The following is a 25,053-nucleotide window of genomic DNA, read 5'->3' as shown; positions in this document are numbered from 1 at the left end:
AGCGGATAGCCTATGTACATAATGAAGCAAAGCGGATGGCTTGAGCTGATATGCGGCAGCATGTTCTCTGGGAAATCAGAAGAGCTGATCCGCAGAGTGAAAAGAGCGACATATGCGAAGCAGGAGGTTAAGGTATTCAAACCTGCCATTGATAATCGCTACAGCGAGGAGGCCGTCGTTTCTCACAACGGCACATCCATGACAAGCCACGTCATCTCGTCTTCGGCTGAAATATGGGATCATATCAGTGAAAGCACGGACGTCATCGCGGTAGATGAAGTGCAGTTTTTCGGCGAATCGATCATCGGCGACTTATCCTCGCTTGCGGATAAAGGCTATCGTGTCATCGCGGCCGGACTTGATATGGATTTCCGGGGAGAGCCGTTCGGCGTGGTGCCGAATCTGATGGCGGTTGCCGAATCGGTGACGAAGCTGCAGGCGGTCTGCTCCGTTTGCGGGTCGCCGGCAAGCCGTACGCAGCGTTTGATTGACGGGAAGCCCGCTTCCTATGATGATCCGGTCATTTTAGTCGGCGCATCGGAGTCATACGAAGCGAGATGCAGACATCATCACGAAGTGCCGAAAAAACAGTCTGATAAATAACCCTTTTCATGAAAACATCGGTAAAAAATCCGGTGTTTTTTTGACGTTTTTTCAAAAATTGTAGTTAAATAACTTAAAAAAGAGTATGAAAAAATTAAGTAATTTTCATCTCTTGAATTTTCATTTTTACAGGCATAAAATGACTAAGTAATGTAAATAGTTATGAGACATTGTTCGAATAATTGTCAAAAAAAGATATAGCAGATCGCGATCACACTAGCCAAAACGGGTAATTACTTAACTTTGTTAACTATTTGAAGAAAGAAGGAGATTTTCTTGAATAATATTAAAGTAACGAAGGAAGGCAACTTAGAAACTACTTTAAGAGGAAAAGAAGTTCTATCTATCCCTACTTTAAATAAAGGTGTTGCGTTTTCAGCAGAAGAAAGAAAAAGCCTTGGATTAGACGGGCTGCTTCCTCCGACAATTCTGTCTCTTGATGAGCAGGCAAAACGCGCATACGAGCAGTTTCAAGCTCAGCCGGACCGCCTTCGCCAAAACGTATATTTGAATGATTTGCAAAACCGTAACGAAGTTCTTTTCTTTAAATTGCTTCAAAACCATCTTCGTGAAATGCTGCCGGTTGTTTACACACCGACTGTCGGTGAAGCGATTCAAGAATACAGTCATGAGTACAGAAGACCTCAAGGAATTTACCTTTCTATCGACAACGTGGAAGGAATTGAAGAGGCATTTGAAAACCTTCATGCCACTGCCGGAGATATTGATCTGATCGTTGCGACAGACTCAGAAAGCATCCTCGGAATCGGTGACTGGGGTGTAGGCGGTATCAACATCGCCATCGGTAAATTAGCGGTATACACAGCTGCTGCCGGTATTGACCCAAGCCGCGTCATTCCTGTCGTTCTTGACGTCGGTACGAACAATGAAAAACTTCTGAACGATCCTTTATACATCGGTAACCGCCATGAACGTATCCAAGGCGAACGTTACGAAGCTTTCGTTGACGCTTATGTAAAAGCTGCGCTTAAATATTTCCCTAAAGCTCTTCTTCACTGGGAAGACCTTGGAAACAAAAACGCGCGCAATATCATGAAGAAATACAACCATGAAATTCTTACATTCAACGATGACATTCAAGGAACAGGTGCGATTACGCTTGCAGGTGTGCTTGCGGCTATGAAGAAAACAGGCGCGTCTATTAAAGACCAGCGTGTGGTTGTCTTCGGTGCGGGATCTGCCGGAATCGGAATCGCTGACCAAATCCGCGACACTATGGTGCTTGCCGGTCTTTCTGAAGAAGAAGCCAACAAAGCGTTCTACACAATGGACTACAGAGGCTTGTTAATTGAAGGTATGGAAAACATTCTTGATTTCCAAGAGCCGTACCTGCGCACAGCTGAAGAAATTAAAGATTGGAAACGCGATGAAAATGGACAAATTCCTTTCATTGAAGTGATCCGTCAAGCGAAACCGACAATCTTAATCGGTACATCAGGCCAAAGCGGCGCGTTCAGTGAAGAAATCGTCAAAGAAATGGCAAAACACGTTGAGCGTCCGGTCATCATGCCGATGTCTAACCCGACACCGCTTGCTGAAGCCGTTCCTAGCGATCTTTTCAAATGGACTGACGGCAAAGTACTTGTGGCGACAGGAAGCCCGTTTGACAATGTAGAGTACAATGGCGTTTCACATGAAATCGGACAATCTAACAACGCATTCGCGTTCCCTGGACTTGGTCTCGGTTCAATCGTTGTAGAAGCGAAAGTGATTACTCCTGCAATGTTTGCGGCAACTGCTGACGCAATCGCAGAAAGCGTTGATTTTGAAACACCGGGTGCAGGCCTTCTGCCGAGCATGAGCGACTTACAAGAAGTTTCAATTAAAGTTGCGATCGCCGTAGCGGAAACTGCCATTAAAGAAGGCGTGGCAAACCGCATTCCTGAGAATGTAGAACAAGCCGTTCTTGATGCAATGTGGAAACCGCAATATAAGCAAGTTGTCGCTAAATAATTTTTACGATTAATTTTACAGTCCGAGGGAAAGCTTTTATGTAAAGGCTAAAGTATACGGACATTAAGGATTTGGAGGAGAACATTTTGAGCTTCTTAGATATTTTAATCCTCCTGGCGCCGATCTTTTTCGTGATCGTGCTGGGATGGTTCGCAGGTCGCTTCGGAAGTTATGACGCGAAGTCAGCAAAAGGGGTAAGCACCTTAGTTACGAAGTACGCGCTTCCGGCGCATTTTATCGCAAGTATTTTAACCACTTCAAGAAGTGCGTTTTTATCACAGGTTCCTTTGATGGTCGCTTTGATCATTGGGATTGTCGGATTCTTTATCGTCATTCTGTTGGTTTGCAAATTTATCTTCAAGTATGATTTAACGAATTCATCTGTATTTTCTTTAAACTCTGCACAGCCGACATTTGCTTTTATGGGTATTCCCGTACTAGGAAGCTTATTCGGAGCAAGCGAAGTAGCGATTCCTATCGCCGTTACGGGTATCGTGGTTAACGCCATCCTTGACCCGCTTGCGATCATTATCGCTACTGTCGGTGAGTCATCTAAGAAAAAAGACACTGAAAACGAGAACTTCTGGAAAATGACTGGTAAGTCTATTCTTCACGGTCTTTCCGAACCGCTTGCGGCTGCACCGCTTATCAGTATCATTCTGGTACTCTGCGGTGTAACACTCCCTGGCTTGGGAGAAAAAATGCTTGATCAGCTCGGAAGCACAACATCAGGTGTTGCGCTCTTCGCCGTCGGTGTAACTGTCGGTATCCGCAACATTAAGCTCAGTCTGCCGGCTTTCGGTATCGCTTTGTTAAAAGTTGCCGTTCAGCCTGCGCTGATGTACTTGATCGCTCTTGCAGTCGGACTTCCGGCTGACCAGATCACTAAAGCGGTATTGCTCGTTGCATTCCCTGGATCTGCGGTAGCGGCGATGATTGCCACACGTTTCGAAAAACAAGAGGAAGAAACTGCGTCCGCGTTCGTGATCAGTGCGATTTTATCTCTAATCTCACTGCCGATCATCATTGCGCTGACTGCATAATGAAAAGCTCCCTGTTTCAGGGAGCTTTTTTAGTTAGAATTGAAATTTAAAAGGCGAAAATCTCGTTTTTTTTCTGGGTTTCTTATGTTCTGAAGAAGCGGCTGTTTCTGAGAGGGGAGCTGTCTGGGCAAGTTCCTGGATGCGGGAGGCCAATGTCTGCAATTCGGAATTGAGGTCGTCAATTTCCCGTCTGTGCTGAAGAAGCTGATAAGACACCCCTTCATCCGCCTTTTGTTTCAGCTGGCGTTCAAGCTCCTCTATCCTTGAAAGCATATGGTTCTCACCTTGTTTCTCTTTCGTGAGAATGTCCAGTTTGCGCTCCAGCTCTGCCAATCTTTGTTCAGCGCCGCCATTGATTTTCGGACGCTGCAAAATGAAGCCCGTCCGTTTTTTCGGCTGCCGGGGCACTTGAACATCCAGAAGGGCAGTGCCTTCAGAAATTTGCCGTTTGACCGATTTCAGCACATCAAGATCCTCAGGTGTAAAGGAATAATGTCCGAGCTCATTCCGTTCAGCCGGAAGATTCAGCTGCTTGACCCACCTTTGCACCGTTTTTGCGGAGACGCCGAGCTCTTTCGCGGCCATGTTTGTATTCATGATCCCATACCTCCTTTTTGCTAGGTATTCGACCATGAGGCGGCGTTCCCTTCATGTTAGACAAAACAAGAAGGAATTCGCCAAAGAAAGCGGCATTTCTTCAAAAAACGTTACGCTTCATACAATTCAAGCGGAAGCTTGTCGGGATCGAAGAAGAAGGTAAACCGTTTCCCCGTCAGCGGATCGGTTCTGATCGGTTCTGTGCCGACGCCCTTTTCCTTTAACTCCCTGACGGCTGCTTCAAGATCGTTTACGGTGAAGGCGAGATGCCGGAGACCCGCGGCTTCCGGTCTGGTCGGCCGTTCGGGCGCATCGGGAAAGGAAAACAATTCAATCGCGTACGCGCCGTCCAGCGCAAGATCAAGTTTATAAGATCCGCGATCCTTTCGGTATGTTTCTTTTATAATGCCGAAACCGAGAATCTCGGTGTAAAAAGCTTTCGACTTTTCATAATCAGAGCATATGATTGCTATATGGTGGATGGATTTCAGCATATCCGCCCCTCCTTTTTTGCTTCAGTATAACAGAGGCGAATTGCTTTTGACTGGCGATAAGCCCTATACTATAATGAGAATGTTACGCACAGGAAAACAGAGGTGAAGACCGTGTTAGACCGTTTACAGTCAATTGAACAACGATACGAAAAATTAAATGAGCTTTTAAGTGATCCGGAAGTGGTCAACGATCCGAAAAAGCTTAGAGAATATTCGAAAGAGCAATCTGATATACAAGAAACCGTTGAAGTCTATAGACAATACAGAGACGCATCAGAACAGCTTGCCGATGCGAAAGCGATGCTTGAGGAAAAGCTTGATGCCGATATGAGAGAAATGGTGAAGGAAGAAATCTCCGAACTGCAGGGAGAGACGGAAACCTTATCAGAGCGTTTGAAAGTGCTCCTCATCCCGAAAGACCCGAACGATGACAAAAACGTAATCATGGAGATCCGCGGAGCAGCGGGAGGAGAAGAAGCCGCGCTGTTTGCGGGAAATCTCTACAGAATGTACTCCCGTTACGCCGAAATCCAAGGTTGGAAGACTGAAGTCATGGAAGCAAACGTGACCGGAACGGGCGGTTACAAAGAAATCATCTTTATGATTACGGGAAAAGGCGCATACTCCAAGCTGAAGTATGAAAATGGCGCGCACCGCGTACAGCGTGTTCCGGAAACGGAATCAGGCGGCCGTATTCATACATCCACGGCGACGGTGGCGTGTCTTCCTGAAGCGGAAGAAGTAGAAGTGGACATCCACGAAAAAGACATCCGCGTCGATACATTTGCATCAAGCGGACCGGGCGGACAAAGCGTAAACACGACGATGTCGGCCGTACGCCTGACGCATTTACCGACCGGTGTCGTCGTATCCTGTCAGGATGAAAAATCTCAGATTAAAAACAAAGAAAAAGCGATGAAGGTGCTCCGCGCCAGAATCTATGACAAATTCCAGCAGGAAGCTCAGGTTGAATATGATCAGACCCGCAAATCAGCCGTCGGTTCAGGCGACCGTTCCGAGCGTATCCGCACATACAATTTCCCGCAAAACCGTGTGACGGATCACCGCATCGGCCTGACGATTCAAAAGCTGGATCAAATCCTGGAAGGCAAGCTTGATGAAGTGGTTGAAGCGTTAATCGTAGAAGACCAGTCAAGCAAGCTCCAGCAGGCGGAAAATTAAGATGAAGACCGTTTTTGAAGCCCTAAGCTGGGCTTCTTCTTATTTAACCGAAGCGGGAAGAGAAAAAAACGCGGCCGAGCTGCTGCTGTTAAATGATACCGGAATGGATCGGAGCAAACTTCTCGCAAGTCTGCAGGAGACCGTCGGCGAGGACGAGCTTTATCGATTCAGACGGCACGTGGAGATGCATAAAGAAGGTATTCCGATTCAATATATTATCGGGAAAGAACAGTTTTACGGCAGGGAATTTTTTGTGAATGACGATGTTCTCATTCCGCGTCCGGAAACGGAAGAAGTCGTCTTTCATCTGCTGGACAGACAGAAGCGGGCATTTTCCGAGGCAGAACGCCTGAACGTCATTGATATCGGTACGGGGAGCGGAGCCATTGCGGTGACGCTCGCCCTTGAATGCGGACATTTTTCAGTATCGGCTTCGGATATTTCAAAAGAAGCGCTGCAGGTGGCGGAAAGAAATGCGCAAAACCTCGGAGCGGACGTGTGCTTTTTGCAGGGAGATCTGTTAACTCCTTTTATTTCATCAGGAAAAAAAGCGGATATTATTGTTTCCAATCCGCCGTATATTTCTGAAGAAGAAATGGCGGATTTGTCGGATATCGTCCGTTTCCATGAGCCGCTTCATGCTCTTACGGACGGCGGTGACGGTTTGAAATTCTACAAGCGGTTTATGGAGGAGCTGCCTCTTGTCATGAAAGATAAAGCGCTTGTCGTCTTTGAAATCGGATATAATCAGGGAAAAGCCGTGAAAGACCTGTTCCGTCATTCCTTTCCGAATGCGGAAGTGGAAGTCGTACAGGACATCAACGGAAAAGACAGAACAGTATCCGCAGTCATCACATCATGAAAAAAGCCCGCCGGTGACGCACACGGCGGGCTTTTGTTACAATGGAAAGAAAATGAAAGGGGCATCCGCCTTGAAAAAAGCGTTCGCCTTCGGATGTGTACTCGCCGCCGCAGCTTATGCGGCGGGGTTTGTTCTGCCGTTTGGCGTTGACATCATTTTCGGCGCCGTTACGGCTGTTCTTATCGTCACAGCGATCATCGTTTCCGGGTTGGCCGTAAGCGGAGCGGAGCAGCGGGCCAATTATCATTCTGAAACAGAAGAAGGACGGCACGCCCGTTTAAAGATGGCCGCCGTTTTCTTTTGCGCCGCTCTCCCTTCAGCCGGCTGTCTGCTGATTACGCTTCTGTAGCCGGATTTTGTCTTTGCAGCAATACGGAATCCCATACCCAATAGACGACGGCTGTTAAAACCGCAAAGATATAAAAGGCTGAATTAGAAAACAGAGATTGGCCTGACGGCTGCAAAAGACCGAAGATGATCCCGTTTGCAATGAATGACACCCCTAAATAATAAAGAAAATACAGCGGATGAAATCTCTTCGGCTTTTTATTCAGAAAGTATTGAAGCGGCAGCGCAAAAATCAAATAAGGAAACAAAAAATAAAACGCCATCGAAATGAAAGCCGCGATAATGAATTGATGAACATACAAAATAGAATAAATGACAGACATACATGCCGCCGACAGCAGCACGGTGTAATTATATTTCATCTGAAAACCTCCTATCAAAATAATATCGTACCATATTTTGAATCTGTCAATGCAGATTATCAGCTTGCTAGATTTTTTTCTTCCCGCCGGTTTAAACCTTTTCCGTCATGTCCATAATGGGACTAGATAAAAAAAGCACGGAGAGGAACGGTGGGGACCGATGAAACAGACAATGATGATCTGCATATATATTTTTCTTTTATTATCAGGAGCGCTTGCGGGTTTGACAAAAGAAGAAACGGCGCGGGCATCAGCCGATGAGCCCGTCGTCATACCGGATGAAGCGATCCGGCTCAGAATTTTGGCCAACAGTGATAACGATGAGGATCAAAAGCTCAAGCGCCAGATCAGAGATGCTGTAAACAAGCAAATCACGGACTGGGTGAAAGATATCACTTCCATTGAAGAAGCGCGGCGGCTCATTCGTTCGAAGCTTCCTGAAATTAAAGAAATCGCCAAACAAACGATGAAAGAAAAGGGTGCGCATCAATCCGTTTCAGTTCAATTCAATAAAATCTCGTTTCCGACAAAGCTGTACGGCAATATGGTCTATCCGGCCGGAAAATATGAAGCGATTTTAATTACACTCGGCAATGGCGAGGGCGCCAACTGGTGGTGCGTCTTGTTTCCGCCGCTGTGCTTCCTTGATTTCTCAAACGGCGAAGCGGTGAAAGATCAGGAAGACGGCGGACAGAAGCAGGAAGAAACGCAGAAACAGACTAAAAAAGTGCTGGATGACGTAAAAGCAAAGGCCGATAAAGCGAAGAAAGAAAAGAAAGATGACGATGATACGGAAGTGAAGTTTTTCCTCGTCGATTGGATTTCAGATCTATTTTCCTGAAGCAAAAGGCATAAATCCGGATTCGATTCATAGATTGGAAGAAAGAGTTGATCGAAACGGAGGGAAATATATGTTTTATCAGCTGAGAGTGGCAAGAGATCAAGATACGGAGGCGCTGGAGGCCTTTTTGAAAAAGGCTGATACGGCACATGCGGAAATCGATCAGCAGATCAGCCGTTTTATCGTGCTGGAAGACAGTGAAAAAAAGATTGCCGCCTGTCTCGGGATCGAAAAATTCAGCGGCGGAAAAGGGCTTCTCCGTTCACTCGTCATGTCGGACAGGCTGAATCAAAGCCATATCGTTACACTGTTTCAAAGTATGGATGTGCTGTGCAAAAAACATGAGATTCAAGATGTCTACTTAGTCGCCAATCAGCCCTCATCTGCTGAGTTTCTGAATCTGATGGGATTTGAAGCGTGCGCCGATGCGCCTGATGAACTGTATACGTCCGAACATTTCCGCAACTCGTTATGCACAGAAGGTTCGTTTTTAATGGTGAAAACCTCTGCCTGATCTAACTTATACACAAGGTTATCCACTTATTAAAAAGTGTTGTCCACAGTTTGTGGATAACACTTGTTTTATTAAAGGACATCTTTTATACTTTCAAAAGGAATACACGAGAGAAAATAAAGTTTTACCGCTTTAAAATAAGGAGTTTGGTTATACATGAAAACAAGAAGATGGTTTGTGGATTGTTCCGCAGAATTATCCACAACCGATCCCCAGATTACACAAGCCGCGGAATTGCTCCGGCAGAATGAGGTTGTGGCTTTTCCGACAGAAACCGTTTACGGACTGGGCGCTAACGCTGAAAATACGGAAGCCGTAACGAAAATATATGAGGCGAAAGGAAGGCCGAGCGATAATCCGCTGATTGTGCATATATCCCACATCAGCCAGCTTGATCGTTTTATCAGCCATATTCCTGAGACGGCGAAAAAGCTTATGGAGCTATTCTGGCCGGGGGCGCTGACCCTTGTCCTGCCGTGTAAGCCCGGTGTGCTGTCACCCCGTGTCACCGCGGGACTTGAGACGGTAGCTGTCAGAATGCCTGATCATCCGGTAGCATTAGCCCTCATCAGCTCGGCCGGACTGCCGATCGCAGCGCCGAGCGCCAATTTATCAGGAAAACCGAGCCCGACGAAGGCCGAGCATGTAGCTCATGATTTAAACGGCCGCATTGCCGGTATTGTGGACGGCGGCGCGACGGGAATCGGAGTGGAATCAACCGTTCTGTCCTGTACGGGGAAACAGCCCGTGCTGCTTCGTCCGGGCGGCGTGACAAAAGAGCAGATTGAATCCGCCGCCGGTCCGGTTCTTGTGGATAAAGGGCTGACCGAAGAAGATGAGGTTCCTATTTCTCCGGGTATGAAATATACACATTACGCGCCTTCTGCGCCGATGGCTATTGCCGACGGCGGCGCCCGGAGAATTCAAGAACTGGCAGACACATATAAAAGCCGGGGGAAACGAATCGGCATTCTGACAACAGAAGAGAACGCCGATAGTTACCAGGCTGATTATATCAAGGTCTGCGGCAGACGCGCCGACCTTGAAACAGTGGCGTCCGCCTTATACGATGCGCTCCGCAGCTTTGATGAAGCGGAAGTGGACATGATTATTTCTGAGTCCTTTCCGGATACCGGAGTGGGGCTCGCCATTATGAACAGGCTGATGAAAGCCGCAGGCGGCACCGTTATCCATTAACTTGTTCTACCCCTTATCGGACATGCATAAGCTAAACAAGCGGGCACGTCCAAGGGGGTTTTTATTTCATGTCGAATCTATTCATCGGGGAACTTGTCTCCTTAAGCATCATGGCATTTGCTTTGGGGACGGATGCCTTTTCCGTCGGGCTCGGGATGGGAATGATTCAGCTGAAGAAAAAACAGATTTTTCATATAGGGGTTGTCATCGGGCTGTTTCATGTCATGATGCCGCTTACGGGAATGGCGGCCGGGCATCTGCTGTCCGGTTTTCTGGGGATGCTCGCCGTTTACATCGGCGGATCTCTTCTTTTCATTTTAGGGGTGCAGATGATCATTGCCGCGTTTAAACAATCAGACGGGCCGCTCATATCTCCGGCAGGCTCGGGACTGTTGCTGTTTGCGATCGGTGTCAGTCTGGACAGCTTTTCTGTCGGGCTCAGTCTCGGGATGAACGGCTCCAATCCGTTTCTGGCCGTTACGCTGTTCGGGGTTTTCAGCACCGTTTTAACATGGGCGGGCCTTTTGGCTGGAAGAAAGGTGCAGTCGTGGCTCGGCTCCTACAGCGAAGCGCTCGGCGGAGCCATTTTGATCGGATTCGGACTGAAACTGCTTTTACCGATATAAGATATGTAAAAAAAGAAACGAAGATGCCGTTTCTTTTTTCTTCATTTATAATAGGCAGTAAGAGGTGACGGACATGAAAATAATCTTTGTATGTACAGGCAATACGTGCCGCAGTCCTATGGCTGAGGCTCTTTTTAAATCCATTGCAGAAACGAAAGGGCTGGACGTCAGCGTAAGCTCGGCCGGCGTATTCGCGTCTCCGCACGGAAAAGCGTCGGCCCATGCCGTAGAAGCGCTGTTTGAAAAACGGATCGCTCTCAATCACAGTTCATCTCCCTTATCGGAAGAACATATCGAGACGGCTGATCTGGTGCTGGCGATGACTGAACAGCACAAACAGCTGATTGAAGGCCGATATCAAAACAGTCAGGGCAAAGTCTTTACCATTAAAGAATACGTAACGGGGGAAAGCGGCGATATCTCTGATCCGTTCGGCGGTCCGCTTGATGTTTATAAACAGACGCGGGACGAACTGGAGGAGCTGCTGACCCTTTTGGCTGATCAATTGCTTGACGGAAAAAGCAAGTAATCTGTCAGAAAATCTGCAAACAGGTCATTTGCAAAACGAATGTGAAAGAGTAGAATGAAATCAACGGATTTCGTAATAAAAAGGACAAGCACACTGGGCTGTCTTCGCCCAGCCATACCTAGGAGGTAAATGAATGAAAGTAGCTATTGCGTCAGATCACGGCGGCGTCCATATCCGCGAAGAAATAAAAAGTCTTTTGGATGAATTGCAGATTGAATACATTGATATGGGCTGTGAATGCGGCGCCGGCTCTGTCGATTATTCAGACTACGCTTTTCCGGTAGCGGAAAAAGTGGTGAACGGCGAAGCTGACAGGGGAATTTTAATTTGCGGCACAGGCATCGGCATGAGCATCTCCGCAAATAAGGTAAAGGGCATACGCTGTGCGCTTGCCCATGACACCTTCAGCGCAAAAGCGACGCGTGAACACAATGACACGAATGTTCTTGCGATGGGCGAACGCGTCATCGGCCCGGGGCTGGCGCGCGAAATCGCAAAAGTCTGGCTGACGACTGAATTTACGGGCGGCCGCCACGAACGGCGGATCGGCAAAATCGCAGATTACGAAGAAAAAAATCTGTAAGAGGTGCTGGACAATGGAAGAGATGAAGCAAAAATGGACGGACATGCTGACTGAGTTTCAAGAGCAGGCAGGACTGACGGACGGCAGTCTGCTGGTGATCGGGTGCAGTACAAGTGAAGCCGCCGGAAGCCGGATCGGCACCGCCGGAAGCGGGGATTGGGCTGAATTGATATACGGCGGACTTAACCGGTTTAAGGAAAAAACGGGTGTGCATCTTGCTTTTCAATGCTGCGAGCATTTAAACAGGGCGCTTGTCATTGAAGCGGAAACGGCCGAGCGGTTCAGGCTCCCCATTGTTTCAGCCGTCCCCGTCCCGAAAGCGGGCGGAGCGATGGCCTCTTATGCATACCGGCAGATGCGTTCTCCCGTGCTCGCCGAATCGATTCAGGCTGACGCCGGGATTGACATCGGCGATACGTTCATCGGTATGCATCTGAAACCCGTTGCCGTCCCTGTCCGGATATCAAGCCGTGAGCTTGGAGAAGCACATGTGACGATGGCCCGGACAAGACCGAAGCTGATAGGCGGAATTCGCGCCGTTTATGAATGCGAATGATGAAAACACTTTTCCTATATAATGTTCGTGTTTTCTAATTAAATTTTGTGATTTTTTTAAATAAGCTGTTACATTCACCTGAAAAACCATGTACAATAAGGGTGGTAAAAATAAAGAACAGGAAACGGATAGGAGAGGATCTCGCTGATGAAACATTTACCTGTACAAGACAAACAAGTGTTTAACGCCATCAAAGATGAGCGTAAGCGTCAACAGACTAAGATCGAATTAATTGCTTCTGAAAACTTCGTGACGGAAGCGGTAATGGAAGCACAAGGCTCTGTTTTAACAAACAAATATGCTGAAGGCTACCCCGGCAAACGCTACTACGGCGGCTGTGAGCATGTTGATGTCGTCGAGGACATCGCCCGCGACCGCGCGAAAGAGATTTTCGGAGCTGAGCATGTAAACGTTCAGCCGCACTCAGGCGCCCAGGCGAACATGGCTGTTTACTTCACGATTTTAGAGCACGGCGACACGGTGCTCGGGATGAACCTCTCCCACGGCGGCCACTTAACACACGGAAGCCCGGTTAATTTCAGCGGCGTTCAATACAACTTTGTAGAATACGGTGTCGATAAAGACACGCAATATATAGATTATGAAGATGTGCGTGAAAAAGCGCTGGCGCATAAGCCGAAACTCATCGTTGCCGGAGCGAGCGCGTACCCCCGCACGATCGACTTTAAAAAATTCCGTGAAATCGCTGATGAAGTCGGCGCTTACTTCATGGTCGACATGGCGCATATCGCGGGTCTTGTCGCAGCCGGTCTTCATCCGAATCCGGTTCCTTACGCTGACTTTGTAACGACCACGACTCACAAAACACTTCGCGGACCCCGCGGAGGAATGATCCTTTGCCGTGAAGAGTTCGGCAAAAAGATTGATAAATCCATTTTCCCGGGAATCCAAGGCGGACCGCTTATGCATGTCATCGCGGCCAAAGCCGTTTCTTTCGGAGAAGTGCTTGAAGATGAGTTCAAAACATATGCGCAAAACGTCATCTCGAACGCGAAGCGCCTGGCTGAGTCTCTGAACAAAGAGGGCATTCAGCTCGTATCAGGCGGAACGGATAACCACCTTGTGCTTGTTGACCTCCGTTCTCTCGGTCTGACCGGAAAAGTCGCTGAACACGTTCTTGATGAAATCGGCATTACATCTAATAAAAACGCGATCCCTTACGATCCGGAAAAACCGTTCGTCACAAGCGGAATCCGTCTCGGTACGGCAGCTGTGACAAGCCGCGGCTTTGACGGTGACGCGCTTGAAGAAGTCGGCGCCATCATCGGCCTCGCGCTGAAAAATCATGAAGACGAAGCAAAACTTGAAGAAGCGAGACAGCGCGTATCTGCCTTGACTGAAAAGTTTCCTTTATATAAAGAACTGGACTATTAATAAGGAAGAAACCCGCCGGAACCTTAATCCGGCGGGTTTTTTTATGATTTTCTTGAAACTGTTTGTCTTTTTCTGTAGAATCAATAGAAGTGTGAAAAAGTCACTCGGACAACAAAAAAGGAGCTGAACACAGTATGGGAAAGGTTTACGTATTTGATCATCCTTTAATCCAGCATAAGCTGACATATATTCGGAATGAAAATACAGGCACAAAGGATTTCAGAGACCTTGTGGACGAAGTCGCATCACTGATGGCGTTTGAAATTACACGTGATCTTCCTCTTAAAGAAGTGGAAGTGAAAACACCTGTTCAAACAGCGACATCCAAAGTGATTTCAGGGAAGAAACTCGGTATCGTGCCGATCCTGAGAGCGGGTCTCGGAATGGTTGACGGCATGCTGAAATTAATCCCGGCCGCTAAAGTGGGACATGTCGGATTATACCGTGATCCGGAAACCTTAAAACCGGTGGAATACTATGTCAAGCTTCCTTCTGATGTAGAAGAACGCGAATTTATTGTCGTGGATCCGATGCTTGCTACGGGAGGCTCTGCGGTGGAAGCGATAAACAGCCTGAAAAAGCGCGGCGCGAGAAACATTCGTTTTATGTGTCTTGTAGCGGCTCCGGAAGGCGTGGAAGAGCTGATGAAACATCATTCTGACGTTGATATTTATATCGCCGCCCTTGATGAAAAACTGAATGAAAAAGGCTATATCGTTCCGGGCCTCGGTGACGCGGGTGACAGACTTTACGGAACCAAATAAATCGGAAAACCTCATTCAGGGGTTTTCTTTTTTTTATCCAGATATTTGCTGAATGGGCAGAGTTCATACATTTATAGGTGAATTTGTGAACATTCTGTGTATGCTTCCGGTATAAAAAGTTTTTTAACTTTAAACAGATTGACACATGTTAGGGGCTATTGTATGCTAAACGAGGGTATTATGAGAAGGTTTTCATTCCTTTCATTTCTAGTATCCATCCTCATTTTAAATCCTCCAAAAAACCCGTTATATGAGGATTTATCTAAGCGAATGAAACAGCATCCCGTGGCATCAGGAGGATGAGTGGTTTTTTCGAACAGGCCGTTTTGCGGACAAAAAAGGCCTTCTGCAAAGGGTTAACCGCATGTTTTGCCGTATCCAGGAATTATATTACATTTTCATCAGGAGACAGATAGTTGATGGACGATCCCAATCTTACATTCAGCAGACAACGAAGATATGTATTTGTGATCTTAGCAATCTATTTGCTGGGATATGGTCTTACGGCGTATAAAACTGTTTTTTTAGGCCTCTTTTTGGGAACTGTTTTCAGTTTGTTTAATTTGTGGCTCTTGACCAGAAGAATGAATGCTTTTGACAAGGCCGTGGCGAAAGGAAAGTCCATACGATCACTCGGGAGCGCAGCGCGTTGGTGCAATGCGATACTTGCGATGGCTGTCGCCTTTAAATATCCCGATAAAGTCAGTGTGGCAAGTGTGATTATTGGATTAATGACAATTTATCCCGTCATTATGATAGATTCCATTATTCAGCTCAAACGTTCATCAATGGAAGAGAGGTGAAAACCCATTGAATCACGATTACAGAACTATTGATTTGTTTGGTCTTACTTTTAATCTGACAAACATTCTGATGATTACTGTGGCAAGTGTGATTGTGCTGCTGATTGCGATTCTCACTACGAGAACGCTGTCTATCCGTCCGGGAAAAGCCCAGAACTTCATGGAATGGATTGTTGATTTTGTCCGCAATATTATAGGCAGTACAATGGATTTAAAAACAGGGGCTAACTTCTTGGCGCTTGGTGTAACCTTGCTGATGTACATATTTGTATCAAATATGCTGGGGCTGCCGTTTTCTGTAACGGTCGGACACGAGCTTTGGTGGAAATCACCGACGGCCGATCCGGCTATTACTCTGACTCTAGCCGTTATGGTTGTGTCGTTAACGCACTATTACGGCGTGAAGATGAAAGGTTTGAAGGAATACTCTAAGGATTACCTCAGACCGGTTCCGCTTATGTTCCCGATGAAGATCATTGAGGAGTTTGCGAATACGCTGACACTCGGACTTCGTCTTTACGGTAACATTTTCGCCGGGGAAATTCTTCTTGGCCTGCTTGCGAATCTGGCGACGAATTTCTACTCAAACAGCTTCTTTCTCGGTTTGGTCGGCACAGTCGGAGCCATTCTTCCGATGCTTGCATGGCAGGCATTCAGCTTGTTCATCGGTACCATCCAGGCATTTATCTTTACGATGCTGACGATGGTGTACATGTCACACAAAATCAGTCATGATCATTAAAATCATATATCCATTCGGATAACATTTTAAAGGAGGAACTTTTTCATGAATTTAATAGCAGCTGCAATTGCAATCGGTTTAGGTGCACTTGGTGCAGGTATTGGTAACGGTCTGATCGTTTCACGTACGGTAGAGGGAATCGCCCGTCAGCCGGAAGCAGGAAAAGAACTTAGAACTCTTATGTTCATGGGTATCGCATTGGTTGAGGCCCTTCCGATTATCGCTGTCGTTATCGCGTTCTTAGCGTTCTTTGGCTAAGCAAAAAAGCCTTATATGAACTAAAAATGGCGAAGATCACTCTAAGAGAACCTTCGCCATTGCTTTATGTCTGATAAGCAGGCCGTCCCGAAACGGCTTTTTATCAGCAGAGAAAACCTGCAGAAGGGAGTTGCCGTAGTAGATGTCTCAATTACCTCTTGAATTAGGACTGTCGTTTAACGGCGGAGATATCCTATTCCAATTGTTAGCTATGTTAGTTTTATTAGCGCTTCTCAAGAAATTCGCTCTTGGACCGCTATTAAATATAATGAAACAGCGTGAAGATCATATCGCCGGCGAAATTACGTCCGCTGAAGAAAGAAATAAAGAAGCGCAGAAGCTGATTGAAGAGCAGCGCGTTCTTTTAAAAGAAGCGAAACAGGAATCACAATCACTCATTGAAAATGCGAAAAAACTGGGTGAAAAGCAGAAGGAAGACATTATCCAGGCTGCACGCGCCGAGTCTGAAAGATTGAAAGAAGCGGCGAGAACCGAAATTGTCAAAGAAAAAGAACAAGCGGTTTCCGCACTTCGCGAGCAAGTCGCATCACTTTCTGTCTTAATCGCATCGAAAGTGATTGAAAAAGAGCTTGATGAACAAGCCCAGGAACAACTGATTCAGGACTATCTTAAAGAGGTAGGAGAAAGCCGATGAGTGGATCTGCTGTCTCTAAACGATACGCGTCAGCGCTTTTCGACATTGCCGTTGAGACTTCTCAAATCAATGAAATCGAAGAAGAGCTTACCGTACTAAAAGAAGTGTTCCGGAACGAAGCCGGATTACAGGAAGTGTTAAGCCATCCGAAGGTATCGGCCGCTAAGAAAAAAGAGCTGATTCAGCAATCGTTCGGCGCACTGTCTGAGTCTGTGCTGCATACGATTTTTCTTCTGATTGACCGCCGCCGGTCTTCGATTGTGCCTGATCTCACAGACGAGTTTATCAAACTTGCCAATCAGGCCCGTCAGACAGAGGACGCGGTTGTTTATTCAGTAAAACCGCTGTCAGAAGCGGAAATGTTATCATTGTCTCAAGTGTTTGCAAAAAAAGCCGGAATCGCTTCGCTCAGAATCAGAAATGAAGTGCAGACGGATTTAATAGGCGGCATTAAAGTCCGCATTGGAAACCGGATTTATGACGGAAGCGTGAGCGGAAAGCTTGAGCGCATGGAACGTCAACTTGCCGGAGGAAATCGATAGAAGGGGTGAAACCTAAGTGAGCATCAAAGCTGAAGAGATTAGCACGCTGATAAAGCAGCAAATTCAAAATTACCAATCTGAAATTGAAGTTCATGACGTAGGTACAGTCATCCAAGTCGGAGACGGTATTGCGCGTGTGCACGGCCTTGACAATTGTATGGCCGGTGAACTTGTTGAGTTTTCAAACGGCGTTTTGGGTATGGCTCAAAACCTTGAAGAATCCAACGTAGGTATCGTTATCTTAGGACCTTACAGAGATATCCGTGAAGGTGATGAGGTCAAAAGAACAGGCCGTATCATGGAAGTTCCTGTAGGTGAAGAATTAATCGGACGTATCGTCAACCCGCTCGGACAGCCGGTAGACGGACTGGGTCCGATTCTGACAAGCAAAACACGTCCGATCGAAAGCCCGGCTCCGGGCGTAATGGACCGTAAATCAGTACATGAGCCGCTGCAAACGGGTATCAAAGCGATCGACGCGTTAATTCCGATCGGCCGCGGACAGCGTGAGCTGATTATCGGGGACCGTCAGACAGGTAAAACATCTGTTGCGATTGATACAATCTTAAACCAAAAAGATCAAGACATGATCTGTGTGTACGTAGCGATCGGTCAAAAAGAATCTACAGTGCGCGGCGTAGTGGAAACACTTCGTAAGCATGGCGCGCTTGATTACACGATTGTCGTGACAGCGTCCGCTTCACAGCCGGCTCCGCTTCTGTACCTTGCACCGTATGCAGGGGTGACAATGGGTGAAGAATTCATGTACAACGGCAAGCACGTTCTCGTCGTATATGATGATTTATCTAAACAAGCGGCCGCTTACCGTGAGCTGTCATTGCTTCTTCGCCGTCCGCCGGGCCGTGAAGCATTCCCTGGGGATGTATTCTATCTTCACTCCCGTCTGCTTGAGCGCGCAGCCAAACTGAGTGACGCAAAAGGCGCAGGATCAATTACGGCGCTGCCGTTCGTCGAAACACAAGCAGGAGATATCTCCGCTTATATCCCGACAAACGTCATTTCCATTACTGACGGACAGATTTTCCTTCAATCCGACCTATTCTTCTCAGGCGTGCGTCCTGCGATCAATGCCGGATTATCCGTATCCCGTGTCGGCGGATCAGCCCAAATCAAAGCGATGAAAAAGGTAGCGGGAACATTGCGTCTTGACCTGGCTTCATACCGTGAACTTGAAGCGTTCGCCCAATTCGGATCTGATCTTGACCAGGCGACTCAGGCGAAACTGAACCGCGGTGCGCGTACAGTTGAAGTGCTGAAGCAAGACTTGAATAAACCGCTTCCGGTTGAAAAACAGGTAGCCATTCTTTATGCGCTGACAAAAGGATATCTTGATGATATTCCGGTTGCGGATATCAGACGTTTTGAAGAAGAGTACTACATGTACCTTGATCAAAACCATAAAGATCTGCTTGACGGCATTGCGAAAACAGGAAACCTTCCTGCTGATGAAGACTTCAAAGCTGCAATCGAAGGCTTCAAACGCACATTTGCACCAAGCAACTAACCCTTAGAAGATGAGAGAAAAAGGTTCTCTTTTTCTCTCTTTTTACGCAAATGAAGAATAAAGGTGGTGAAATCTTTGGCCTCATTACGCGATATTAAGTCAAGGATCACGTCAACGAAAAAAACAAGCCAGATTACAAAAGCCATGCAGATGGTATCCGCTGCGAAGCTGAACCGTGCGGAAACCAACGCGAAGTCATTTGCTCCGTATATGGATAAGATCCAGGAGGTTGTGTTTAACGTCGGAAAAGGCGCGAAAAACGCGAAACACCCGATGCTTGTCTCAAGAGAAGTGAAAAAGACGGCGTATCTCGTCATTACGTCTGACCGCGGGCTTGCGGGTGCGTTTAACAGTTCGGTTTTGCGAAACGCTTACCGCACCATTCAAGAACGCCATCAGTCTAAAGATGAATACACGGTGATTGCAATCGGCAGAGTCGGCCGCGATTTCTTCAAAAAACGGGAAATGCCGATTTTGTCTGAGTTAGTGGGGCTTGGCGACGAGGTCACTTTTGCTCAGATTAAAGATTTGACCCGTCAGACGGTTCAAATGTTTATCGACGGCGCTTTTGATGAACTGCATTTGGTGTATAACCATTTCGTCAGTGCGATTTCACAGGAAGTGACGGAGAAAAAAGTGTTGCCTTTAACGGATTTCGGAACGAGCGGCGGGAAGCGCACGGCTTCTTACGAGTTCGAACCGGATGAAGAAGAGGTGCTCGAAGTGCTGCTTCCTCAATATGCGGAAAGCTTAATTTACGGCGCGCTTCTTGACAGTAAAGCAAGTGAACACGCTGCGAGAATGACAGCAATGAAAAATGCGACGGATAATGCGAAAGAACTCATTGATTCACTTTCGCTTTCATATAACCGCGCGCGTCAAGCGGCGATTACACAAGAAATTACCGAAATTGTCGGCGGTGCAGCCGCTTTAGAATAGAAAGATTTTGTCAGGAGGGATAGCGATGAAGAAAGGACGCGTAAGTCAGGTGCTTGGACCGGTTGTCGACGTACGTTTCGAGGACGGCCACTTGCCTGCGATTTATAATGCGATTAAAGTTTCACAGCCAGCTACAGGCGAAAATGAAGTAGGCATCGACCTAACGCTAGAGGTTGCTCTTCATTTAGGCGATGATACAGTCCGTACAATTGCCATGGCATCTACGGACGGAATTCAGCGCGGAATGGAAGCTGTTGATACAGGTGCGCCGATTTCCGTTCCTGTCGGTGATGTGACTCTCGGACGCGTATTTAACGTACTGGGAGATAAAATTGATTTAAATGAACCGCTGCCTGCGGATGCTCAAAAGGACCCGATCCACAGATCAGCTCCTTCATTCGATGAGCTTTCAACTGAGGTTGAAATTCTTGAAACGGGAATTAAGGTTGTTGACCTGCTCGCTCCTTACATCAAGGGCGGTAAAATCGGATTGTTCGGCGGCGCCGGCGTAGGTAAAACCGTATTAATCCAGGAATTAATCAACAATATCGCGCAAGAGCACGGCGGTATTTCCGTATTCGCCGGTGTAGGAGAGCGTACTCGTGAAGGGAACGACCTTTTCTACGAAATGAGCGATTCAGGCGTTATTAAGAAAACAGCCATGGTCTTCGGACAAATGAACGAGCCGCCGGGCGCACGTATGCGTGTAGCACTGACGGGTCTTACAATGGCTGAGCATTTCCGTGATAAACAAGGACAGGACGTACTGTTCTTTATCGATAACATTTTCCGTTTCACACAAGCGGGTTCAGAGGTTTCTGCGCTTCTCGGCCGTATGCCTTCTGCGGTTGGTTATCAGCCGACGCTTGCGACAGAAATGGGTCAGCTTCAAGAGCGTATTACGTCTACAAACGTTGGTTCAGTTACATCTATCCAGGCGATCTACGTGCCTGCCGATGACTACACTGACCCGGCTCCGGCGACAACGTTCGCTCACTTGGATGCGACGACTAACCTTGAGCGTAAATTAACTGAAATGGGTATCTACCCTGCGGTTGATCCGCTGGCTTCCACTTCCCGCGCGCTTGCTCCGGAAATTGTCGGAGAAGAGCATTATGCGGTGGCGCGTGAAGTCCAGTCAACGCTTCAGCGTTACAAAGAACTTCAGGATATTATCGCGATTCTCGGTATGGACGAATTAGGTGAAGAAGACAAGCTTGTCGTTCACCGCGCACGCCGTATCCAGTTCTTCCTTTCTCAAAACTTCCACGTAGCTGAGCAGTTTACGGGACAAAAGGGTTCTTACGTGCCTGTTAAAGAAACGGTACGAGGCTTTAAAGAAATCCTTTCCGGTAAATATGACCATCTTCCGGAAGATGCATTCCGTCTTGTGGGACGCATTGAAGAAGTCATTGAGAATGCAAAAGAGATGGGTGTAGAAGTTTAATCTGGTCCTAGGAGGGTAAAAGCATGAAGACCGTTAAAGTCAATATCGTTACTCCCGACGGCCCAGTATATGATGCTGATATTGAAATGGTAAGTGTAAGAGCCGAGAGCGGTGATCTCGGTATCTTGCCTGGCCATATTCCGACCGTGGCTCCGCTTAAAATCGGCGCTGTCCGCCTTAAAAAAGACGGGCAGACCGAATTGGCGGCTGTCAGCGGCGGATTTTTAGAAGTCCGTCCTGATCAGGTCACTATCCTTGCACAAGCCGCTGAAACAGCGGAAAGCATTGATAAAGAGCGCGCCCTTGCTGCGAAAAAGCGGGCGGAAGACCGTTTGAACAAACGATCAGATGATACTGACATTCGTCGGGCTGAGCTTGCGTTACAGCGGGCTGTAAACAGATTGGATGTTGCAGGAAACTAAAAAAGAATCCTTCTCGGCTGTCTGAGAAGGATTCTTTTTCTATATTAACGCATAAGAGATTCATAGACGCCGATAAGCGGATGATCCTCTTCTTTTTGCAGATATAAATGTTCGCAGCAGTTGTCGGTGTGCCACGTTTTGTTTCCTCTCCGTACACCCGTCGTATAGGCGCCGTCCGTATACGGATAAGGTTTGACGACCCATTCGGCATCGTCATGGTGTCGGATGGCGCAATCGATGACATACACGCTGAGCATTTTCTCAAATTCGTCAATCGGCAGGTTCCAATCCGCCAAAAGCAGCTCTTTTATGCTGCGGAAGTAAAGAGCTTCCACTTCCAGCAGGCTGCCGCGTGAATAATCAAGAGAAATGTTGAAAAACTGACATAATTCTTTCAGTTCCTCTGTTTGAGACTGTCTATAATCATAGTAGAATGCTATCGCTTCCCACTCGTGGTCAAATACGGGAAGTGTTTCTCCATACTGCTTTTCCGGATGAAAAAAGGAATGATTCATATTCCCATCTCCTTTCCAAAAAAGTATATCATGCCGGAGAACGGACATTTAAGCGGGGATTGCCCCTAATTTTGGATAAAAATTCTGATGTAAAAATGATCATCTTTCTCTCTTCTTCTTATATAATAAGAGAGGATATGAGGGGCGGAAAAAATGAAAGGAGATGGGATTTGTGAATGTATTGGGGCAGCAGGCCGCAATCAGCATCCTGGTTCACCTGGTATGCATTGCGGTGACATGGTGGGCGCTTCAGGCCGTCAACTTTGATCCGCTGATCCGAAAAGGAAAAATAGTGCAGGCGAGGCTGCTGATCATTCTTCTTACCATTGCGATCGGTACGGCAGTCGCTGACTTCTTTTTAGATTATCTTACCTATTCGAAACAGCTTCCATACTTATTTTAAGATGTTTCGTCTGTTGAAATGAAGGGAATCGCTGGGTGAGCAACCAATTTTTCTTCACCCGCTTGGCGAGTTTTGACGAAGTTTTCCATGTATCGCTTTCCCCGGCTCCGGCAAAAATGGGAGTAAGGGGGAGAGATCGGTATGAAGAAAAAAAGAGCAGGCCGCATCATCTTATTTTTTGTTTTTTTAAGCGCCTTAATAGCGGTATTTCATTCCATTCATGCAAGTGAGCTGTCTCCGCTTGCCCAGATTGCCGAAGGAATGGAGCGGCAGCATGTCACTGTAGATGAATGGACGCTTCATGCGAAAGAAAATCTGAACCTGTCACTGAGTGAATTTGATGACAAGGTAAAAGAACTGAAGACGCAGTATCCGCAATATCACTGGAAAACCGCGCGGGAAGATAAAATCGTAAAGGCCGTCGGCACGTATTCTGACAAAAAAAATCACACAACTTTTAAACTGCAGCTCGTCACTACCCTCAAAAACCAGAACCCAACTTCGTATTTATTATATGAGCAAATGAGCCCGGAGCAACCGGAAAACTGGAATGATACATATGAACAGTTTGAACGGCAGGCACATGACATATTTCAAAATAAAGTATTTATTTTTACTTGTCTAAAGGGTCATTTAAATGATAATATGAGTATTGTTTTGCAAAAAAAAGCAGAACAGCTCATGAAAGAATTTGAAGCAAGTCCAGTTGAACATGTAGTTGAGCCTCATTTCGTTTCTGTTTCTGCATTTACATATAAGTGGACAGATTACATCATGACATCGAAACATAAGATGAATGTGCAAGTTGCGCTTAGAAGTGCGGGAATGGGCGAAAAACATACCGTTACGGTTGGCACACCAATCGTGACGACTGAATATTAATATAGAGAATATAGGGACGCGGAGGGGAATACCTTGGAAAAAATCATCGTCCGCGGCGGTCAGAAGTTAAACGGCACAGTGAAAGTTGAAGGAGCAAAAAATGCCGTTTTACCAGTTATCGCTGCATCTTTATTAGCAAGTGAAGAAAAAAGCGTAATATGTGATGTACCTACGCTCTCCGATGTATATACAATCAACGAAGTGTTGCGTCATTTAGGAGCAGATGTGCATTTTGAGAATAATGAAGTTACCGTAAACGCTTCTTACGCTTTAGAAACAGAAGCACCTTTTGAATATGTGCGTAAAATGCGCGCGTCAGTGCTTGTTATGGGCCCTCTGTTAGCCCGTACCGGTCATTCAAGAGTAGCGCTTCCGGGCGGCTGCGCAATCGGCTCAAGACCGATTGATCAGCATTTAAAAGGCTTTGAAGCAATGGGTGCAAAAATCAAAGTAGGCAACGGCTTTATTGAAGCAGAAGTGGAAGGCCGTCTGCAGGGCGCAAAAATCTATTTAGATTTCCCAAGTGTGGGTGCGACAGAAAACTTGATTATGGCAGCTGCTTTAGCTGAAGGAACAACAACGCTTGAAAACGTGGCAAAAGAGCCTGAAATCGTTGACTTAGCGAACTATATCAATGCGATGGGCGGAAAAATCCGTGGAGCCGGCACAGGCACCATTAAAATTGAAGGTGTCGAGAAGCTTCACGGCGTAAGACACAACATCATTCCTGACCGTATTGAAGCGGGTACTTTCATGGTGGCTGCGGCTATCACGGAAGGAAATGTATTAGTCAAAGGTGCGGTTCCAGAGCATCTTACGTCTTTAATTGCGAAGATGGAAGAAATGGGAGTCAAAATTACGGATGAAGGAGAAGGCCTTCGTGTCATCGGTCCTGCCCAGCTGAAGCCGATCGACATTAAAACGATGCCTCACCCAGGATTCCCGACTGATATGCAGTCGCAAATGATGGCGCTGCTTCTCCGTGCGAGCGGAACAAGCATGATTACTGAAACTGTGTTTGAAAACCGTTTTATGCATGCTGAAGAATTCCGCCGGATGAATGGCGACATTAAAATTGAAGGACGTTCTGTGATCATTAACGGTCCTGTACAGCTGCAAGGCGCAGAAGTTGCCGCTACGGACCTGCGTGCGGGCGCGGCGCTGATTCTTGCGGGATTAGTGGCTGAAGGTCATACACGCGTCACGGAACTGAAGCACTTGGATCGCGGTTATGTGAATTTCCATCAAAAACTTGCGGCTCTCGGAGCTGACATCGAGCGTGTCGTTGATGAAACGGCCGCTGAACAAGAAAGCAAAGAAGTCGTAACTGACCTAAACGCATAATGGCTGTAAAAACAGTATGTCAATCTGGCATACTGTTTTTTTATGGTTTATCATCATTATTATGCTCTGATTTCCAAAAAAGAATACGTTTTTCGCGTGAAAAATG

Annotated in this window: 31 protein-coding genes; 27 read left to right on the top strand and 4 right to left on the bottom strand. The window is 46.8% G+C overall.

The window, feature by feature from the left end; genetic code table 11:
* Positions 1-12 precede the first annotated feature (12 nt).
* The 3 genes from K3G25_RS12755 to K3G25_RS12745 all read left to right on the top strand — a co-directional run bounded on the left by K3G25_RS12755 (position 13) and on the right by K3G25_RS12745 (position 3,620).
* Positions 13-603: a thymidine kinase gene (locus K3G25_RS12755; protein WP_014419111.1), complete on the top strand. Its 591-nt coding sequence runs from the start codon at positions 13-15 to the stop codon at positions 601-603.
* 276 nt (positions 604-879) lie between these two features.
* On the top strand, positions 880-2,577 hold the full coding sequence (gene malS / locus K3G25_RS12750) for an oxaloacetate-decarboxylating malate dehydrogenase (RefSeq protein WP_007407609.1): 1,698 nt from the start codon (positions 880-882) through the stop codon (positions 2,575-2,577).
* An 86-nt stretch (positions 2,578-2,663) separates the two neighbouring features.
* On the top strand, positions 2,664-3,620 hold the full coding sequence (locus K3G25_RS12745; RefSeq protein WP_007407608.1) for an AEC family transporter: 957 nt from the start codon (positions 2,664-2,666) through the stop codon (positions 3,618-3,620).
* Positions 3,621-3,653: 33 nt separating this feature from the next.
* Here the strand turns inward: K3G25_RS12745 and racA are convergent, their stop codons facing one another.
* Positions 3,654-4,217 carry a chromosome-anchoring protein RacA gene (racA, locus tag K3G25_RS12740; RefSeq protein WP_014721943.1) on the bottom strand — a complete coding sequence of 188 codons (564 nt, stop codon included), beginning with the start codon at positions 4,215-4,217 and terminating at the stop codon, positions 3,654-3,656.
* Positions 4,218-4,327: 110 nt separating this feature from the next.
* Complete coding sequence (locus K3G25_RS12735; protein ID WP_014419109.1) at positions 4,328-4,711, bottom strand: SMU1112c/YaeR family gloxylase I-like metalloprotein; 384 nt, start codon at positions 4,709-4,711, stop codon at positions 4,328-4,330.
* A 111-nt stretch (positions 4,712-4,822) separates the two neighbouring features.
* On the opposite strand from K3G25_RS12735, the gene prfA reads away from it, so the two are divergent.
* The 3 genes from prfA (at position 4,823) to K3G25_RS12720 (ending at position 7,104) form a co-directional block, all read left to right on the top strand.
* Complete coding sequence (prfA, locus tag K3G25_RS12730; protein WP_232489330.1) at positions 4,823-5,893, top strand: peptide chain release factor 1; 1,071 nt, start codon at positions 4,823-4,825, stop codon at positions 5,891-5,893.
* Position 5,894: 1 nt separating this feature from the next.
* The gene (gene prmC / locus K3G25_RS12725; RefSeq protein ID WP_021494807.1) at positions 5,895-6,755 is read left to right on the top strand and encodes a peptide chain release factor N(5)-glutamine methyltransferase; all 861 of its coding nucleotides are present in this window, start codon (positions 5,895-5,897) and stop codon (positions 6,753-6,755) included.
* 70 nt (positions 6,756-6,825) lie between these two features.
* Positions 6,826-7,104 (top strand): DUF5316 family protein, encoded by a 279-nt coding sequence (locus K3G25_RS12720; RefSeq protein ID WP_021494808.1) that lies wholly within the window; start codon positions 6,826-6,828, stop codon positions 7,102-7,104.
* On the opposite strand, the gene K3G25_RS12715 is transcribed toward K3G25_RS12720, so the two are convergent.
* Complete coding sequence (locus K3G25_RS12715; protein ID WP_003151143.1) at positions 7,091-7,465, bottom strand: UPF0715 family protein; 375 nt, start codon at positions 7,463-7,465, stop codon at positions 7,091-7,093. The genes K3G25_RS12720 and K3G25_RS12715 overlap by 14 nt on opposite strands.
* 160 nt (positions 7,466-7,625) lie before the next feature.
* Between K3G25_RS12715 and spoIIR the strand changes: the two genes are divergently transcribed.
* The 18 genes from spoIIR to K3G25_RS12625 all read left to right on the top strand — a co-directional run bounded on the left by spoIIR (position 7,626) and on the right by K3G25_RS12625 (position 21,803).
* Complete coding sequence (gene spoIIR, locus K3G25_RS12710; RefSeq protein ID WP_014419106.1) at positions 7,626-8,306, top strand: stage II sporulation protein R; 681 nt, start codon at positions 7,626-7,628, stop codon at positions 8,304-8,306.
* A gap of 70 nt (positions 8,307-8,376) precedes the next feature.
* Complete coding sequence (locus tag K3G25_RS12705; protein ID WP_064108064.1) at positions 8,377-8,820, top strand: GNAT family N-acetyltransferase; 444 nt, start codon at positions 8,377-8,379, stop codon at positions 8,818-8,820.
* A gap of 156 nt (positions 8,821-8,976) precedes the next feature.
* Complete coding sequence (locus K3G25_RS12700) at positions 8,977-10,017, top strand: L-threonylcarbamoyladenylate synthase (protein ID WP_022553920.1); 1,041 nt, start codon at positions 8,977-8,979, stop codon at positions 10,015-10,017.
* A 68-nt stretch (positions 10,018-10,085) separates the two neighbouring features.
* Positions 10,086-10,643: a manganese efflux pump MntP gene (locus K3G25_RS12695; protein WP_022553919.1), complete on the top strand. Its 558-nt coding sequence runs from the start codon at positions 10,086-10,088 to the stop codon at positions 10,641-10,643.
* Positions 10,644-10,716: 73 nt separating this feature from the next.
* Positions 10,717-11,172, top strand: a complete 456-nt coding sequence (locus K3G25_RS12690) for a low molecular weight protein arginine phosphatase (protein WP_029325731.1) — start codon at positions 10,717-10,719, stop codon at positions 11,170-11,172.
* Positions 11,173-11,305: 133 nt separating this feature from the next.
* Positions 11,306-11,755: a ribose 5-phosphate isomerase B gene (gene rpiB, locus K3G25_RS12685; protein ID WP_003151149.1), complete on the top strand. Its 450-nt coding sequence runs from the start codon at positions 11,306-11,308 to the stop codon at positions 11,753-11,755.
* A gap of 13 nt (positions 11,756-11,768) precedes the next feature.
* Entirely contained in the window at positions 11,769-12,311 is a 543-nt protein-coding gene (locus tag K3G25_RS12680) for a TIGR01440 family protein (protein ID WP_007407598.1), read from the top strand.
* A 147-nt stretch (positions 12,312-12,458) separates the two neighbouring features.
* Entirely contained in the window at positions 12,459-13,706 is a 1,248-nt protein-coding gene (glyA, locus tag K3G25_RS12675; protein WP_014419101.1) for a serine hydroxymethyltransferase, read from the top strand.
* 134 nt (positions 13,707-13,840) lie between these two features.
* Positions 13,841-14,470, top strand: coding sequence for a uracil phosphoribosyltransferase (gene upp / locus K3G25_RS12670; RefSeq protein ID WP_014419100.1), 630 nt, complete (start codon positions 13,841-13,843; stop codon positions 14,468-14,470).
* A 419-nt stretch (positions 14,471-14,889) separates the two neighbouring features.
* Complete coding sequence (gene atpI / locus K3G25_RS12665) at positions 14,890-15,273, top strand: ATP synthase subunit I (protein ID WP_003151155.1); 384 nt, start codon at positions 14,890-14,892, stop codon at positions 15,271-15,273.
* 7 nt (positions 15,274-15,280) lie between these two features.
* The gene (gene atpB, locus K3G25_RS12660; RefSeq protein ID WP_014419099.1) at positions 15,281-16,015 is read left to right on the top strand and encodes a F0F1 ATP synthase subunit A; all 735 of its coding nucleotides are present in this window, start codon (positions 15,281-15,283) and stop codon (positions 16,013-16,015) included.
* Positions 16,016-16,060: 45 nt separating this feature from the next.
* Positions 16,061-16,273, top strand: a complete 213-nt coding sequence (gene atpE, locus K3G25_RS12655) for a F0F1 ATP synthase subunit C (protein WP_003151167.1) — start codon at positions 16,061-16,063, stop codon at positions 16,271-16,273.
* 142 nt (positions 16,274-16,415) lie between these two features.
* Positions 16,416-16,928 (top strand): F0F1 ATP synthase subunit B, encoded by a 513-nt coding sequence (gene atpF / locus K3G25_RS12650; protein WP_003151168.1) that lies wholly within the window; start codon positions 16,416-16,418, stop codon positions 16,926-16,928.
* Positions 16,925-17,470, top strand: coding sequence for a F0F1 ATP synthase subunit delta (locus K3G25_RS12645; protein WP_003151169.1), 546 nt, complete (start codon positions 16,925-16,927; stop codon positions 17,468-17,470). Before atpF ends, K3G25_RS12645 begins: the two co-directional genes overlap by 4 nt.
* Before the next feature lie 16 nt (positions 17,471-17,486).
* Positions 17,487-18,995 carry a F0F1 ATP synthase subunit alpha gene (gene atpA / locus K3G25_RS12640; RefSeq protein WP_017418736.1) on the top strand — a complete coding sequence of 503 codons (1,509 nt, stop codon included), beginning with the start codon at positions 17,487-17,489 and terminating at the stop codon, positions 18,993-18,995.
* Between the two features lie 75 nt (positions 18,996-19,070).
* Positions 19,071-19,934, top strand: a complete 864-nt coding sequence (atpG, locus tag K3G25_RS12635; RefSeq protein WP_003151172.1) for an ATP synthase F1 subunit gamma — start codon at positions 19,071-19,073, stop codon at positions 19,932-19,934.
* A 25-nt stretch (positions 19,935-19,959) separates the two neighbouring features.
* On the top strand, positions 19,960-21,381 hold the full coding sequence (gene atpD, locus K3G25_RS12630; protein WP_003151173.1) for a F0F1 ATP synthase subunit beta: 1,422 nt from the start codon (positions 19,960-19,962) through the stop codon (positions 21,379-21,381).
* A 23-nt stretch (positions 21,382-21,404) separates the two neighbouring features.
* Positions 21,405-21,803, top strand: coding sequence for a F0F1 ATP synthase subunit epsilon (locus K3G25_RS12625; RefSeq protein ID WP_003151176.1), 399 nt, complete (start codon positions 21,405-21,407; stop codon positions 21,801-21,803).
* A 44-nt stretch (positions 21,804-21,847) separates the two neighbouring features.
* Here the strand turns inward: K3G25_RS12625 and K3G25_RS12620 are convergent, their stop codons facing one another.
* Positions 21,848-22,318 carry a hypothetical protein gene (locus K3G25_RS12620; RefSeq protein WP_014419098.1) on the bottom strand — a complete coding sequence of 157 codons (471 nt, stop codon included), beginning with the start codon at positions 22,316-22,318 and terminating at the stop codon, positions 21,848-21,850.
* A 172-nt stretch (positions 22,319-22,490) separates the two neighbouring features.
* Here K3G25_RS12620 and K3G25_RS12615 point away from each other — a divergent pair, with 172 nt between their 5' ends.
* From K3G25_RS12615 to murA, 3 genes are all read left to right on the top strand, one after another.
* Positions 22,491-22,721 (top strand): DUF1146 family protein, encoded by a 231-nt coding sequence (locus tag K3G25_RS12615; protein WP_007614366.1) that lies wholly within the window; start codon positions 22,491-22,493, stop codon positions 22,719-22,721.
* A 141-nt stretch (positions 22,722-22,862) separates the two neighbouring features.
* Positions 22,863-23,603: a YwmB family TATA-box binding protein gene (locus tag K3G25_RS12610; RefSeq protein WP_029972867.1), complete on the top strand. Its 741-nt coding sequence runs from the start codon at positions 22,863-22,865 to the stop codon at positions 23,601-23,603.
* 33 nt (positions 23,604-23,636) lie between these two features.
* Entirely contained in the window at positions 23,637-24,947 is a 1,311-nt protein-coding gene (murA, locus tag K3G25_RS12605; RefSeq protein ID WP_007614362.1) for a UDP-N-acetylglucosamine 1-carboxyvinyltransferase, read from the top strand.
* Positions 24,948-25,053 lie beyond the last annotated feature (106 nt).

The organism is Bacillus sp. FCW2, from assembly GCF_021228595.1.
Lineage (GTDB): Bacteria > Bacillota > Bacilli > Bacillales > Bacillaceae > Bacillus > Bacillus velezensis.
Note: the sequence above shows the minus strand (reverse complement) of the source record. Positions and strands in the feature narration are given on the sequence as shown.

Excerpts from the sequence above, each read along its gene's own strand:
- K3G25_RS12755 (WP_014419111.1), top strand. The coding sequence starts at position 13 with ATGTACATAATGAAGCAAAGCGGATGGCTTGAGCTGATATGCGGCAGC.
- racA (WP_014721943.1), bottom strand. The coding sequence starts at position 4,217 with ATGAATACAAACATGGCCGCGAAAGAGCTCGGCGTCTCCGCAAAAACG.
- K3G25_RS12735 (WP_014419109.1), bottom strand. The coding sequence starts at position 4,711 with ATGCTGAAATCCATCCACCATATAGCAATCATATGCTCTGATTATGAA.
- prmC (WP_021494807.1), top strand. The coding sequence starts at position 5,895 with ATGAAGACCGTTTTTGAAGCCCTAAGCTGGGCTTCTTCTTATTTAACC.
- K3G25_RS12715 (WP_003151143.1), bottom strand. The coding sequence starts at position 7,465 with ATGAAATATAATTACACCGTGCTGCTGTCGGCGGCATGTATGTCTGTC.
- spoIIR (WP_014419106.1), top strand. The coding sequence starts at position 7,626 with ATGAAACAGACAATGATGATCTGCATATATATTTTTCTTTTATTATCA.
- K3G25_RS12705 (WP_064108064.1), top strand. The coding sequence starts at position 8,377 with ATGTTTTATCAGCTGAGAGTGGCAAGAGATCAAGATACGGAGGCGCTG.
- K3G25_RS12700 (WP_022553920.1), top strand. The coding sequence starts at position 8,977 with ATGAAAACAAGAAGATGGTTTGTGGATTGTTCCGCAGAATTATCCACA.
- K3G25_RS12695 (WP_022553919.1), top strand. The coding sequence starts at position 10,086 with ATGTCGAATCTATTCATCGGGGAACTTGTCTCCTTAAGCATCATGGCA.
- K3G25_RS12690 (WP_029325731.1), top strand. The coding sequence starts at position 10,717 with ATGAAAATAATCTTTGTATGTACAGGCAATACGTGCCGCAGTCCTATG.
- rpiB (WP_003151149.1), top strand. The coding sequence starts at position 11,306 with ATGAAAGTAGCTATTGCGTCAGATCACGGCGGCGTCCATATCCGCGAA.
- K3G25_RS12680 (WP_007407598.1), top strand. The coding sequence starts at position 11,769 with ATGGAAGAGATGAAGCAAAAATGGACGGACATGCTGACTGAGTTTCAA.
- glyA (WP_014419101.1), top strand. The coding sequence starts at position 12,459 with ATGAAACATTTACCTGTACAAGACAAACAAGTGTTTAACGCCATCAAA.
- upp (WP_014419100.1), top strand. The coding sequence starts at position 13,841 with ATGGGAAAGGTTTACGTATTTGATCATCCTTTAATCCAGCATAAGCTG.
- atpI (WP_003151155.1), top strand. The coding sequence starts at position 14,890 with ATGGACGATCCCAATCTTACATTCAGCAGACAACGAAGATATGTATTT.
- atpE (WP_003151167.1), top strand. The coding sequence starts at position 16,061 with ATGAATTTAATAGCAGCTGCAATTGCAATCGGTTTAGGTGCACTTGGT.
- atpF (WP_003151168.1), top strand. The coding sequence starts at position 16,416 with ATGTCTCAATTACCTCTTGAATTAGGACTGTCGTTTAACGGCGGAGAT.
- K3G25_RS12645 (WP_003151169.1), top strand. The coding sequence starts at position 16,925 with ATGAGTGGATCTGCTGTCTCTAAACGATACGCGTCAGCGCTTTTCGAC.
- atpD (WP_003151173.1), top strand. The coding sequence starts at position 19,960 with ATGAAGAAAGGACGCGTAAGTCAGGTGCTTGGACCGGTTGTCGACGTA.
- K3G25_RS12625 (WP_003151176.1), top strand. The coding sequence starts at position 21,405 with ATGAAGACCGTTAAAGTCAATATCGTTACTCCCGACGGCCCAGTATAT.
- K3G25_RS12620 (WP_014419098.1), bottom strand. The coding sequence starts at position 22,318 with ATGAATCATTCCTTTTTTCATCCGGAAAAGCAGTATGGAGAAACACTT.
- K3G25_RS12610 (WP_029972867.1), top strand. The coding sequence starts at position 22,863 with ATGAAGAAAAAAAGAGCAGGCCGCATCATCTTATTTTTTGTTTTTTTA.